13 protein-coding genes are annotated in these 12543 nt (G+C 59.0%); 4 read left to right on the top strand and 9 right to left on the bottom strand.

Translation table 11 applies throughout. From position 1 onward, the window contains the following. The first annotated feature begins 33 nt into the window (after positions 1-33). Together speB and BM323_RS03240 are read left to right on the top strand one after the other, a co-directional pair. Positions 34-990 (top strand): agmatinase, encoded by a 957-nt coding sequence (speB, locus tag BM323_RS03235; RefSeq protein WP_008102591.1) that lies wholly within the window; start codon positions 34-36, stop codon positions 988-990. Beyond that, complete coding sequence (locus BM323_RS03240) at positions 990-2075, top strand: iron-containing alcohol dehydrogenase family protein (RefSeq protein WP_008102594.1); 1086 nt, start codon at positions 990-992, stop codon at positions 2073-2075. Before speB ends, BM323_RS03240 begins: the two co-directional genes overlap by 1 nt. Positions 2076-2280: 205 nt before the next feature. On the opposite strand, the gene BM323_RS03245 is transcribed toward BM323_RS03240, so the two are convergent. Genes BM323_RS03245 through argH form a run of 7 tightly spaced genes read right to left on the bottom strand, consistent with a single transcriptional unit; the run spans position 2281 to position 9295 of the window. Next, complete coding sequence (locus BM323_RS03245) at positions 2281-3642, bottom strand: MmgE/PrpD family protein (RefSeq protein WP_008102596.1); 1362 nt, start codon at positions 3640-3642, stop codon at positions 2281-2283. Then, positions 3626-4513 carry a polysaccharide deacetylase family protein gene (locus BM323_RS03250; protein ID WP_008102598.1) on the bottom strand — a complete coding sequence of 296 codons (888 nt, stop codon included), beginning with the start codon at positions 4511-4513 and terminating at the stop codon, positions 3626-3628. Before BM323_RS03250 ends, BM323_RS03245 begins: the two co-directional genes overlap by 17 nt. Beyond that, positions 4506-5351, bottom strand: a complete 846-nt coding sequence (locus BM323_RS03255) for a polysaccharide deacetylase family protein (protein ID WP_008102600.1) — start codon at positions 5349-5351, stop codon at positions 4506-4508. Before BM323_RS03255 ends, BM323_RS03250 begins: the two co-directional genes overlap by 8 nt. 11 nt (positions 5352-5362) lie before the next feature. Continuing rightward, positions 5363-6184 carry an ABC transporter substrate-binding protein gene (locus BM323_RS03260; RefSeq protein WP_008102602.1) on the bottom strand — a complete coding sequence of 274 codons (822 nt, stop codon included), beginning with the start codon at positions 6182-6184 and terminating at the stop codon, positions 5363-5365. A gap of 16 nt (positions 6185-6200) precedes the next feature. Then, the gene (locus tag BM323_RS03265) at positions 6201-6965 is read right to left on the bottom strand and encodes an amino acid ABC transporter ATP-binding protein (RefSeq protein ID WP_008102604.1); all 765 of its coding nucleotides are present in this window, start codon (positions 6963-6965) and stop codon (positions 6201-6203) included. 13 nt (positions 6966-6978) lie between these two features. Beyond that, complete coding sequence (locus tag BM323_RS03270) at positions 6979-7857, bottom strand: amino acid ABC transporter permease (RefSeq protein ID WP_008102605.1); 879 nt, start codon at positions 7855-7857, stop codon at positions 6979-6981. Positions 7858-7867: 10 nt separating this feature from the next. Next, entirely contained in the window at positions 7868-9295 is a 1428-nt protein-coding gene (gene argH / locus BM323_RS03275; RefSeq protein ID WP_091003235.1) for an argininosuccinate lyase, read from the bottom strand. A gap of 157 nt (positions 9296-9452) precedes the next feature. Between argH and BM323_RS03280 the strand changes: the two genes are divergently transcribed. After that, positions 9453-10424, top strand: coding sequence for a LysR family transcriptional regulator (locus BM323_RS03280; protein ID WP_008102610.1), 972 nt, complete (start codon positions 9453-9455; stop codon positions 10422-10424). Positions 10425-10497: 73 nt separating this feature from the next. Here BM323_RS03280 and BM323_RS03285 read toward each other — a convergent pair whose 3' ends face one another. Then, positions 10498-11016, bottom strand: coding sequence for a GNAT family N-acetyltransferase (locus tag BM323_RS03285; RefSeq protein ID WP_008102611.1), 519 nt, complete (start codon positions 11014-11016; stop codon positions 10498-10500). Beyond that, a complete protein-coding gene (locus BM323_RS03290; protein WP_008102614.1) occupies positions 11013-11576 on the bottom strand; it encodes a helix-turn-helix domain-containing protein in 564 nt (187 codons plus the stop codon). The genes BM323_RS03285 and BM323_RS03290 overlap by 4 nt, the downstream gene beginning before the upstream one ends. 151 nt (positions 11577-11727) lie before the next feature. Here BM323_RS03290 and BM323_RS03295 point away from each other — a divergent pair, with 151 nt between their 5' ends. Next, entirely contained in the window at positions 11728-12462 is a 735-nt protein-coding gene (locus BM323_RS03295; RefSeq protein ID WP_008102616.1) for a MerR family transcriptional regulator, read from the top strand. Positions 12463-12543: the final 81 nt, after the last annotated feature.

Here is a 12543-nt window from a genome sequence, read left to right on the forward strand (position 1 = left end):
ATGATGGGTTTCACCTGACTGAAGGAGTGCGTGATGACCGATTTCCCCCAGCCGCAAGGCGGCAACGAGATGCCCCGTTTTGCCGGACGCGGCACCATGATGCGTTTGCCCGCCGCTGACACACCGGCCAATCTGGATGTGGCATTCGTCGGCATTCCGCTGGATATCGGCACCTCGCAGCGCAGCGGCACGCGCTATGGCCCGCGCGCCATTCGCGCCGATTCAGTGATGATCCGCCCATACAACATGGCCACCGGCGCCGCGCCCTTTGATTCACTGCGCGTCGGCGATCTCGGCGATGTACCGATCAATACCTACAACCTGCTGAAATCGGTTGATATCATCGAAAACTATTATACCGAGCTGAATAACTGGCCGATTATCCCGTTAACGTTGGGCGGCGATCACACGTTGACGCTGCCGATTTTGCGCGCGCTGGCGAAGAAGCATGGACCGATGGGTCTGATTCACATTGATGCGCACACCGATACCAACGACGAGATGTTTGGCGAGAAGATCGCGCATGGCACCACGTTCCGCCGCGCGGTGGAAGAAGGCCTGCTCGACTGTCAGCGCGTGGTGCAGATTGGGCAACGTGCGCAAGGTTACGCCGCCGATGATTTTCAGTGGGGCGTCGATCAGGGCTTCCATCTGGTTCCCGCCGAGCAGTGCTGGTATCGATCGATGACGCCGCTGATGGCCGAGGTGCGCGCACGTATCGGCAACGGTCCGGTGTATCTCTCTTACGATATCGACAGCTTCGATCCCGCATGGGCGCCCGGCACCGGTACGCCGGAAGTGGGCGGTTTAACCTCAATGCAAGGGCTGGAGATCGTGCGCGGCTGCCGTGGACTCAATCTGGTGGGCGGCGATCTGGTGGAAGTGTCGCCGCCGTATGACATCAGCGGCATGACCTCGCAGCTGGCGGCCAATATCCTTTATGAGATGCTGTGCGTGTTGCCCGGCGTCCGTTACACAGAGAACAAGTGATGACACAACAGAATCTGGTGTTCCCGGCGCGCGTGCTGCGCGGTGCGGGCGTGATCAATCAATTAGGCTCGATCTGCGCCGGACTGGGCCAGCGTGCGCTGCTGATTGGCGGCCATCAGGCGTTGCAGGCGGTTGAAGCGCAGGTTCGCGCGCAGCTGCTGGCAGCCAATGTCACGCTGCTGGCGCAAGAGTGGTTTGGCGGCGAAACCTCGATCAATAACATCAACCGTTTAGCGGCGATGGCAACCGAACTGCAGGCCGAGGTGCTGATTGGCGTTGGCGGCGGTAAATCGCTGGATACGGTGAAAGCGGTTGGCGCAAAGCTCGGCTTGCCGGTGGTGACGCTGCCGACCATTGCCGCCACCTGTTCAGCGGTAACGCCGCTGAGTATTCGCTATGACGATAACGGCAATTTCTTCGATATCTTCCCGCTGCCGCAGGCACCAGCAGCAGTAATTATCGACAGCGAGCTGCTGGCAAAAGCGCCCGCACGCTGGCTGGCCGCCGGGCTGGGCGATACGCTGGCGAAGTGGTACGAGTTCCGCGCGGTCAGCGCACGCCATCCGGCGCGCGATGGCAATGCGCTCTCGTCACTGGCGCACAGCCAGATTTGTTATGACGTGATTGCCGAACACGGCCCGGCGGCCTACGCCGCAGTGCTGCGCGGTGAGAGCAGCGCGTCGCTTGATCAGGTGCTGGATGCGATTTTCACCTGGGCAGGATTAACCTCGCTGATGAGCAATGGCGCACACGCGGCAGCTTCGCACGCGATTTATGAAGGTTTTACCTTCTGCGATAAAACCCGCGAGTTTGGTCATGGCTTGCTGGTCGGCTTCGGCAACCTCTGTTTGCTGGCGCTGGAGAACCGCGCCGATGAAGAAGTGCTGGATGAGATGCGCCTGGCGCGCGACTGCGGCGTGCCGCTGACGCTGAGCGAGATTGCCGAGCTGGATGAGCATGAGCTGGCGCTGATTGTGCGCGAATCGGTGCATGCGCCGGATATGGAGAACATGGCCGAAGCGGTGACCGAAGCGCGCTTGCTGGCGGCGATGGTGCGGGTTGAGGGGTTGGCGGGCAGGGTTTAATCGCGGTCGCCATTAATGGCGACCCTACGCTGAAATGTGCGGATTTTGTAGTGTCGGCATTCATGCCGACCTGACTGAGCGTGAGCTTGCGGCGATGGCGCGGATCAAGAGGTTGGCGGGCAGGATTTAAAGCGGTCGCCATTAATGGCGACCCTCCGCCGAAATGCGTGGATTTTGTAGGGTCGGCATTCATGCCGACCTGGTTTTACCTCAGCGCCAACAACCCCACCACTTCCCTTACATCCGCCACTTCATCCAGCTCCAGACACACCGCCTCGAGCCGTTCGACTTGCTCCAGCGGCAACACGCGCGCGGCCAAACTGCGGTACTTCGCCAACAGCGCATCCAGCGTGAGCGGATTGGTCGGCGCGCCTGACGGCACCGGCACATGCTGCTGCCACTGCGCGCCCTGCTCGGTTTCCAGCCGCACCCACGGTTCATCGTCGCGGCTCTGCTGCTCATCGATCACCAGCTCAATACGCGCCAGCAACGCTTCCACATCAGGATGCAGCCGTTTGGCGTCGTCATAACTCGCCAACTCCGCCGAGCCGTAAAGCGCACGCGCAGCCAGCGCATACGGCAAGCTCATCTGCGCCGCCGCCAGACTGTGCAACTCACGTCCGCCGCACATCTCCAGCAGGAATGGATTCACGCCCACCACGATGCGCGCGATCTGCTCTGCGCGCACATCATGCTGTTGCAGCATTATCCCCAGCGCATCAATCGCCGCGTGGGTGCCACGGCATGAAGCGTACGGTTTGATCGAGCAGCGCGCCAGTTTCCACACGTCGCCGAGATCCGCCGTTAAGACCTGCGGCTGCTGAGTATCTGCCGCTAAAGTTTGCAGGAAGCCGCCCCAGCGCGGTTCAAACACCGCCGAAGGGCCGCTGATACCGCGTTGTGCCAGCAGCGCGGCTTGCACGCCACCTTCTGCGGCGCGCGCGGCATGCAGTTTTTTGGTGTGCGAGCCGTCATGAATAAAGCCCCACAAACCGCCGCTAAAGCTGGCGGCTATGCCCAGCGCAGACGCACACTGCACGCGATCCAGCTGCAGCAGCGAACACACCGCCGCCGCCGCACCAAATACGCCGCAGCTGGCGGTAGAGTGCCAGCCTGCGCCGTTGTGCGCAGAGTATCCGCCGCAGGCTTCTAACACGCGGCGGCCGACGTCATAGCCGATCACCATCGCCACCAGCAGCGCTGGTCCGTCCACCGGCTGCGTCGCCAGTGGCAAGGCCGCCAGCAGCGCCGAGATCACCACTGCGCCGGAGTGATCGCAGCCGCCGGTGTCATCGAGTTCATACATATGCGCCGCCACGCCGTTCAGCCACGCCGCCTGACGCGGATTGGCCTGCTGCGCGCTGCCCCAAATCTGCGCCTGCTCGCGTCCACCTTCGGCCTGCACCAGAGCCAGACATTCGCGCCAAATCGGGCTGTCGCAGCCCGCCAGCGAAGCACCGAGCGTATCAAGCAAATGACGTTTCGCCTGCTCCACCAGCGGCGCAGGCAGTTGTGCAAAACGCGTCTCGGCGATAAAGGCCGCCAGTTGATCAAGCGTGCTCGCCATGCGCACCTCCGATGATGCGAGTAAACACTTCCGCCGGATGGGAGACATCGTTATCCGGCTGCGTCTGCCAGTGCGCCGCCGCCTGCTCGGCAGTTGCAATCCACACGTTGTGCTGTTGCAGCGTGTCGAGCAGCGCCCGCAGCAGGCCAATACGTCCGGCGGTGCCGATAATTTCCGGATGCAGGCGCAGCAAGTAGCACAGACCAAAGCGGTGGAAGCCGTGGAAATCCTGCGTCATATTCGCCAGCGTTTCCGCATAAGGCGCGATGCGCGATTGTCCCGGTGGAATCGCCGGGCTGAGGTTGAAGGCGAAATAGGGCTCATCTTCCAGCGTGTAGTGCATCGGCAGTTCCACCAGGCGCGTGCCGGGATGGAAGTACGGCAAATCGTCGCCGCGCCAGCTCGATGACCAGCAAATACCGCGTTCTATCAGCGCCTCGGCCAATCCCGGTTTCCACTGCCCGGCGGGCGTGCGGAAGCCGATAATTTTGCGCCCAGTAATTTGCGCCAGTTTGTCGCAGCCGCGCGTCACGCTGGCAATTTGTTGCTCCAGCGTGAGTAACGAGAAATCTTCATGCATATCGCCGCTGCAGGCAATTTCATGGCCGTCGGCCACCATACGCTGCACCAGCTCCGGCTGCTCTTCGGCGACAATCGCCGGCATACACCATGTGGCTTTGAGCTGCTTTTCCGCCAGCAGCGCCAGCAAGCGATCAACGCCGCGCAGCGTGCCGTAGCGCCACACCGATAGCGTTTTATCGCGCCCCGCTACCGCCGGTGCCTGAGTGAGAATGCCGTGAATATCGTTGAAGTCGATGGTGAGGATCGCCGCCGACTGGAAGCCCAGCGGCCAGCGTGAAGGTTCAGTCATGCTGTTGCTCCTGCAAATACCACTGCGCCACCGCATCGCAGCGCGCAAACCACACGTCGTCGCGCGCCGTCATATGTTCAAACAGCTGTTCGAGCAGCAAAATGCGTCCCGGCTGGCCGGAGATTTTCGGGTGGAACAGCGTGGTGAGGCACAAGCCTTCATCCATCGCGCCATCGAACTCGCGCTGCCAGTTATCGCGCGTGTGCGCATAGCTGGCGATGCGGTCGCCGCCTTTGGGGAAATCGGGCTGGCGCGTGTAGGCCAGCGAGGCGTAATCATCCATCTCCCACTTGCCGGGGATCTCCACCAGCGGCGTATGACCCGCCACCGGAATGCTGTAAGGACGATCGTCGCCGCGCATGCTGCTGGAGTAGATCACGCCCGCATCGCGCAGGATTTGTGGCGTTTCGGCATGCCAGTCGCCCGACGGCGTGCGAAAACCGCAGGCGGTGATGCCGAGAATGTTGTGGAAAATTTCTGCCGATTTCGCCATCACCGCACGCTGTTCATCCGGTGAAATCGCCCAGAAGGATTCGTGGCGATAGCCGTGATAGGCCACTTCGTGGCCATGTTCGATAATCGCCTGACACTGCTGCGGCCACTGCTCCACCACCCACGCCGGCACAAAGAAAGTGGCGGGGAGTTGGAAGGCACGCAGCAGGTCAAGCAGACGCCCGAGCGCGCGGTACGGCCCGTAAGCCCCAAAGGTAAAATACTCTGGCGTTGACCACAGGCTGCCATTCAGCATGGCATCGCCGGTGGGACCGTCAAGGTCAAACGCCAGCGCCATACAGCCGCGTTTACCCTGCGGCCAGCGCACTGCGCCCGGTTGTTGCATCTGCGCGCTCCTTAGCCCTGGTTAACCGTAGCCTTCGCCACGCCGTTGTCTGCCAGGCCCCATTTGCCGAGGATTTTCTGGTAAGAGCCATCGGCAATCATCGCGTCGATCGCCGCCTGAATCGCCGTGGTCAGCTCGCCCGCATCTTTACCAATCGCCATGCCGGTGTACTGGAAGGAGAAGGCTTTATCCAGCGCCTTATATTTGCCCTTTTCCAGATCCATGATGTACGGCAGGGTTTCGCTGCCCTGCACCACGCCATCCAGACGGTTCTGACGCAGCTGAGTACGCGCATCGGCGGTGCCTTCGGCGCCAACCACAATGATCGCGGGCTTACCGGCCGCTTCACAGTGCGCTTTTGACCAGTTAGCAATTTCCAGTGGGAAGGTGGTGCGACGGCTGGTGCCAACTTTCTTGCCGCACAGATCCATCGCGCTGTTGATATCGCTGCGCGCGGATTGGGTGTAGAACTGCGGACCGGTTTTGAAGTAGTCGATAAAGTTAACCACCTGCTGGCGCTCTTTGGTGTCCGTCATGCCGGACATCACCAGATCAACGCGCTTGGTCACCACGGCGTTCACCATCTGCTCGAAGGCGATCTCCTGCCAGTTGATCTTCACGCCGAGCTTTTCACCAATCGCCTGGCCGAGATCGTAATCCACGCCGGTCAGCTGGTTAGTGGCCGGATCTTTAAAATCCATTGGCGGGTAGTTCGGCATAATCGCCACGGTCAGTCCTTTTTCTTTGATCGCAGCCGGTACGGCGATATCTGCCCAGGCAGAGGATTGCAGCAAAACGGCGGCACTGATGGCACTCAATAACAGCTTTTTCATATTCACCCCGGTAATGTTAAAGAAGAATCGCGTTAATAAAGTTTTTCATCCGTGGATTTTGCGGGTTCAGCAGAATGTCTTCCGGTGCGCCCTGCTCGATAATGCGTCCCTCGTCCATAAACACCACCTGATTGGCCACCTCACGGGCAAAGCCCATTTCATGGGTGACCACCAGCATGGTGGTGCCCTCTTTTGCCAGCTGACGCATCACCGCCAGCACTTCGCCCACCATCTCCGGATCCAGCGCCGAAGTGGGTTCGTCAAACAGCATCAGTTTGGGTTTCATCGCCAGCGCGCGGGCAATCGCCACGCGCTGCTGCTGGCCGCCAGAGAGCGACTGCGGATAGTCGTGCGCTTTGTGCGCCAGACCCACGCGATCGAGCAGCGCCATCGCCTCTTCGCTGGCTTCGCGCCTTGGGCGCAGCAGCACGCGACACGGTCCTTCGATGATGTTCTCCAGCGCGGTTTTGTGTGGGAACAGATTAAAGCGCTGGAACACCATGCCGGTTTGCAGGCGCTGACGCGCAATCTGCTTGTCGCTTAGCGCATGCAGTTTGTTCCCGGCGATGCGATAGCCCGCCAGCTCGTTGTCGACCCAAATCCCGCCTTTATCGACCTTCTCCAGCTGATTAATGCAGCGCAAAAAGGTGCTTTTGCCGGAACCGGACGGACCGAGGATGCACATCACCTCGCCGTAGTTCACTTCGAGGCTGACATCCTTCAGGGCGTGGAACTGGTCGAAATATTTGTTCACCTTGACGGCGCGCACGATGTTTCTCATGTTGGGCTCCTGATTACTGACGCTGACGATGGCCGCGTGAGAAGTAACGTTCCAGTCGGCTCTGTCCAAACGACAACACCGTGACCACAATCAGGTACCAAATGCCCGCCACGAACAGCAGTTCCATTACCCGCGCGTTGGCGAAGTAGATGGTTTGCGTGTTGTAGAGCAGTTCGGAGTACTGAATCATGCTGGCGAGACTGGTGGTTTTGATCATGCTGATAAATTCGTTGCCGACCGGCGGCAGAATCACGCGCATCGCCTGCGGCAGAATGATGCGATGCAACGCCTGCAGACGCGGCATGCCGATGGCTTTCGCCGCTTCGTACTGTCCGGTATCCACCGACAGCAAGCCCGCACGCACCACTTCCGAGGTGTACGCGCCTTGATTGATGCTCAAACCGAGCAGCGCGGCGAGAAACGGCGTCATGATGGTGACGGTTTGCACGCTGAACACGCCGGGAATGCTGATGGTGGGAAACACCAGCGCGAGGTTGAACCACAGCAGCAGCTGCAGAATCAGCGGCGTGCCGCGAAAAATCCACGCGTAGCCCACGGCGATGTAGTGCAGTACCGGATTCGGCGACATATACATGATGGCGGTGATGACGCCAAACAGCACACCAAGCCCCATCGCCAGCACCGACATGATCAGCGTGTTGACCACGCCGTTGAGAATCGCCTGAGCGGTAAAGAATTGGCCGACAAACGACCATTCGATATTGCCGTGGGCAAAGGCGTTCACCAGCAGCGCCAGCAGCACCAGAATCACCGCCGACGCGGTAATGCGGCCATAATAACGGCGCGGCACCACCTGATAACGATCGAGATCGTAATGCGTCTGCTCGCGGCTGTTGTTCAAACCCGGCTCAATCGGCGTTGATTGCGACATAGAGCTCTCCTCAGGCGCGTGGGCCAGCGTAATCTTCGGTCCAGCGCTGCTGGTCCTGCATCAGGGTTTGCAGACGTGCCAGTTGCTCACGCACGCGTGCCGGTGCGGTACCGCCGTAGCCGCTGCGGGCCGCCAGCGCGGCTTCCAGCGTCAGGGCGCTGCGCACGTCCGGTGTTAAGCGGGCATCCACCGCGTGCAGCTGCGCATCGCTGAGATCCGACAGACCGCAATTTTCGCGCTCGCACAGCTGCACCAGTTGGCCGGTGATCTCATGCGCCTCGCGGAACGGCACGCCGCGCATCGCCAGCCAGTCGGCCACTTCGGTCGCCAGCGTGAAGCCGTCCGGCGCCTGCTCACGCATCACGTCGGTGTTGAATTTCAGCGTCGCCATCATGCCCGCCATCGCTGGCAGCACCAGCAGCAGCGTATCTACCGCATCGATCACGTTGCGTTTGTCGTCGCTGAGATCGCGGTTGTAGGAGAGCGGCATCGCTTTCATGGTGGTGAGCAGCGCCATCAGATTGCCGACCAGGCGGCCAGAGCGACCGCGCGTCAGTTCGGCGATGTCCGGGTTTTTCTTCTGCGGCATGATGGAACTGCCGGTGGCGTAGCTGTCGTGCAGCTCAACCCAGCGGAACTGGCGAGATGCCCACATGCACACCTCTTCGCACAGGCGTGACAGGTTGATGCCGATCATGCTGGTGACGAACAGGAATTCAGCGGCGTAGTCGCGGCTGGCAACGGCATCGATGGAGTTTTCACACGGCGCGAGGTAGGCAAGATCGGCGGCGGCTTGCTCCGGCTGACGCGCAATGGCAGAACCGGCCATCGCAGCGGCACCGAGCGGACAGCGCGCGCTGCGGCGATCCCAATCCTGCATGCGTTCAATATCGCGGGCAAAAGATTGCGCATGGGCCAGCAACTGATGGCCGAACACAATCGGCTGCGCCTGCTGCAGATGCGTAAAACCAGGCGCGACGCTTTCGGTGTGCTGTGCCGCCTGCTCGACCAGCGCCTGCTGCAGGGCCAGCAAGGCGCTGACCACTTTGCGGCCGTTGTCGCGCAGATAGAGACGCAGGTCGTTAACGGTTTGATCGTTGCGCGAACGCCCGGCGCGCAGCTTGCCGCCCAGCGGGCCTAAACGCTCGGTCAGCGCGCGTTCGATAAACGTGTGCACATCTTCGTCGGCGGCAATCGGATGCAGCTGACCGGCGCGATAATCGGCGTCTAAGGCGTCAATGGCGTCCAGCATGGTACGGAGCTCTTCCGCACTCAGCAGATCGCCTCGCGCCAGTTCACGGGCATGCGCCCGGCAGCCCGCCAGATCGTAAGGTGCCAATGCAAAGTAATAATCCGGGCTACGAGACAGCGCGGTTAAACTCGCCGCCGGTGCCGCTTTAAAACGCGCGCCCCATAACAGTTCGGCATTATCAGACATGCTATTTCCCCTTACAGATAATCATCAGCGATATGAAAAAGATATGGATGAGCCAGTTGAGATAATAAAAACTTATTTTATGGCTACACTGGTAAATAGGGCCTATTTCAGGTTCACTGTACTTTCACCGCAATTATTCCGGAGTTGAATAGCAAAAATGGAAAGTAAAGTTTCCCAGTCCGGAAACAATGCAAATAATCGCAGCGATAATGCGGTTCTGGCACTGAGTAATATCGATTTAAAATTACTGCGGGTATTTAAATGCGTGGTGGAAGCCGGCGGATTAACCGCTGCCAGTCACGAATTGAATATTGGTCTGGCGGCGATCAGTAAACAGGTTTCCGATCTGGAAATTCGTCTCGGCATGACATTGTGCAGCCGTGGACGCGAAGGTTTTGAGCTGACGCAATACGGCATCAACGTCTATCAGGCCACGCTGGAGCTGTTCGTCTCGCTGAATCTGTTTCGCGAGCGGCTGCATAACAGCCGCAACGAACTGCTGGGCGACATTGCCATTTGCGTGGTGGATAACACTATTTCGGATCCGCAATCACCGGTCACCGCGGCGGTGCAACAGCTGCACCAGAAAGCGCCAAAGGTACAAATTCGACTGCAAACCGCGCAATTAGATGATATTGAACGCGGCATCAGCGAAGGCCGTTTTCATTGTGGCATTGCACCGGTTTATGAAATGAAAAGTGATTTTGATTACTTCCCGCTTTATAAGGAATATTCAAAATTATATTGCTCTATGTCACATCCTTTATATTCCGGCTCGTGTGATAAAAATATCTCACTGGAAATATTACGTGAGCAGAAAATCATTAATCATTTATATGTGACGCCACGCGACGATCGTCGCATCATTCCGTTGCAGGACAGCGGTGCGCAGGCGGTTCAGGTTGAATCTGTCGCCATGCTAATTTTGACCGGCCATTTTATTGGTTATTTACCGGATCATTATGCCGCCGCGTTTATTGCGCGTGGTCAGCTGTGTGAGTTGGGCGATGATTCGATTCGCCGTGAAAACCCGTTTTGTTTGATGATGAAGAAGGGCCGCAAAATAAACCCGATTATCCGGCTGTTTATGCAGGCGCTGGGCGTGGCAGAGGCGGAGGCGGCGCACTGATTTGGTGCAGAGTTTTGCACAGGTCGCCATGAATGGCGACCCTACCGTAAGGGCGGCATTTATGCCGACTTGGTCAACGCAGCAGCTTAAACATCACCGTGGTCGCATCCAGCACACCTTCAGTTGACTCGGCATACATTGGAATCGACCCAGCAATCTGCCAATCCATCGACAAATACAAATCCGTCGCCACGTCGCCGCTGCGCGTGTCCAGCACCAGCAAGTTTTTGCCCTGCTCTGCCGCCAGCTGTTCGGCCTGCTGCATCAGGCGGCGCGCAATGCCCTGACGTCTGGCGCGCGGATGCACCAGCAGTTTGCTGATCTCCGCACGATGGCGACCGTTCGGCATCGCGCTGAAACCTACCATCACCGTCGCCACAATCACGCCCTGCTGATACGCCACCAGCAGCTGATTGTCGCCGCTCGCCAGGCTGTAAATTTTGTCCTGCCAGAAGCGCTCAATGGCCGCGCGATCGTCGCCATCAATAAAGCCCACGCTGGCGCCGTCAGCAACGCAGCCCTGCAGCACATCACATAATGCCGCCAGCAGCGGTTGCGCCTGGGTGGCGCTGAGACGTTCGATGTCAATCATGGTTTGCATACCACCAAAATGTAGCGCGCGCCGCCTTCGGCATGGGCGGCAAACGCGGATTTGCCAGTGAGGTGGAAGCGCAGACAGTCGCCTGCCTGCAGCGTCCAGTGTTGATCGTCCATGCTGATAGTCAGCTCGCCCGATTGCAGCCAGATGTGCTGCTCCAGTCCCTGAATCGGCGGCGCGTCGTAATCAATGCGCGCGCCGGGACGCAGCACGCCTTCCACCACTTCCGCTTTAAAGTGGCTGGCGGGCGGTGATACGTTGCGGCGCTGGAAACCGCTGGCGTCATCGCGCCACACCGGCTGTTGCTCCGTTTTCAGCAGCAGCGCGGCCTCCTCTTCCACCTCGCTGAGCAGGCGCGACATGGTCAATCCATAAGCCACGCAAAGGCGGTTAAGCAAAGCGGCTGTGGGGCTCGTTTCAGCGCGTTCAATGCGCGACAATGACGCCCGACTGATGCCGGTCGCCATCGCCAAATCATCTAATGACCAACCGCGCTGTAGGCGTAATTCGGCCAGTCGTGCCGCCAGTCGATCGTCAGTATCAGAAGCAGACATCTTCACCTCTCATTTATGGGAAATAAATCTCACATATGAGATAACACTACGAATCCTAAACAAGGTCAAGTTGTACAACTAAAAAATCGTTGTACAACCCAAGCGTGGGGGTTAAGGTGTTGTTATGCAGGTCAGTATTTTCGAGGAGTCTATGGCCTTATACAGTATCGGGGATGTGGCCGAACGCTGTGGAATCAACCCGGTAACGCTTCGCGCCTGGCAGCGACGTTACGGTCTGTTAAAACCCCAGCGCACCGAAGGTGGTCATCGGCAGTTTGATGATGAAGATGTTCAGCGTATCGAAGAGATAAAACGCTGGATAGAGAGTGGCGTGCCCGTCGGCAAAGTAAAAGCGTTGCTGGAAGGTGCTACCGTCAATGTGCATGACGGTTGGTCGGCGCTGCAGGAAGAGTTGATGAGCGTGCTGCGTCACGTTCGCCCGGCAAAACTGCGCGTCAAAATTGCCACCATTGGCCGGGAACATCCGGTGGATGCGCTGATCGATCACGTGTTCGTGCCGGTTCGTCAGCGTCTCGGTTTAGATCAAAATACTGCGCGTACCATGTGCAGCCTGCTTGATGGCGCGCTGATTGATTATGTGGCGTTTTGTTTGGCCGGTGGGCGTAAAAAAGCCGGTAAAGATGCGCTGATGATTGGCTGGGCGGTGGAAGATCGTACCCGCATCTGGCTGGAAGCCTGGCGTTTGTCGCAGCAAGGCTGGCGCATGGATGTGTTGGCGGAACCGCTGGACATGCCGCGCCCTGAGTTATTCCCCGGACAAAATCTGTTTATCTGGACCGGCAAAAAGCCGACGCGTCGTCAGGTCGAGCAGTTTGAGCACTGGCAGGCACAAGGTTTTGCCATTCACCTGCACGATCCCGCGTAACTAAAAATCGCACACACGGCCTTTGCCTGGCGTGGTGTGCGCGTTATCATGCCGCCCTAAATTTCTTTTCTCAGGTCTCCA

Origin of the sequence: Pantoea sp. YR525 (assembly GCF_900116775.1) — a bacterium.
GTDB classification, from domain to species: domain Bacteria; phylum Pseudomonadota; class Gammaproteobacteria; order Enterobacterales; family Enterobacteriaceae; genus Pantoea; species Pantoea symbiotica.

What these genes read in the sequence shown, in the direction of transcription:
- speB (WP_008102591.1), top strand. Translation starts at nt 34, where the DNA reads ATGACCGATTTCCCCCAGCCGCAAGGCGGCAACGAGATGCCCCGTTTT.
- BM323_RS03240 (WP_008102594.1), top strand. Translation starts at nt 990, where the DNA reads ATGACACAACAGAATCTGGTGTTCCCGGCGCGCGTGCTGCGCGGTGCG.
- BM323_RS03245 (WP_008102596.1), bottom strand. Translation starts at nt 3,642, where the DNA reads ATGGCGAGCACGCTTGATCAACTGGCGGCCTTTATCGCCGAGACGCGT.
- BM323_RS03250 (WP_008102598.1), bottom strand. Translation starts at nt 4,513, where the DNA reads ATGACTGAACCTTCACGCTGGCCGCTGGGCTTCCAGTCGGCGGCGATC.
- BM323_RS03255 (WP_008102600.1), bottom strand. Translation starts at nt 5,351, where the DNA reads ATGCAACAACCGGGCGCAGTGCGCTGGCCGCAGGGTAAACGCGGCTGT.
- BM323_RS03260 (WP_008102602.1), bottom strand. Translation starts at nt 6,184, where the DNA reads ATGAAAAAGCTGTTATTGAGTGCCATCAGTGCCGCCGTTTTGCTGCAA.
- BM323_RS03265 (WP_008102604.1), bottom strand. Translation starts at nt 6,965, where the DNA reads ATGAGAAACATCGTGCGCGCCGTCAAGGTGAACAAATATTTCGACCAG.
- BM323_RS03270 (WP_008102605.1), bottom strand. Translation starts at nt 7,857, where the DNA reads ATGTCGCAATCAACGCCGATTGAGCCGGGTTTGAACAACAGCCGCGAG.
- argH (WP_091003235.1), bottom strand. Translation starts at nt 9,295, where the DNA reads ATGTCTGATAATGCCGAACTGTTATGGGGCGCGCGTTTTAAAGCGGCA.
- BM323_RS03280 (WP_008102610.1), top strand. Translation starts at nt 9,453, where the DNA reads ATGGAAAGTAAAGTTTCCCAGTCCGGAAACAATGCAAATAATCGCAGC.
- BM323_RS03285 (WP_008102611.1), bottom strand. Translation starts at nt 11,016, where the DNA reads ATGATTGACATCGAACGTCTCAGCGCCACCCAGGCGCAACCGCTGCTG.
- BM323_RS03290 (WP_008102614.1), bottom strand. Translation starts at nt 11,576, where the DNA reads ATGTCTGCTTCTGATACTGACGATCGACTGGCGGCACGACTGGCCGAA.
- BM323_RS03295 (WP_008102616.1), top strand. Translation starts at nt 11,728, where the DNA reads ATGGCCTTATACAGTATCGGGGATGTGGCCGAACGCTGTGGAATCAAC.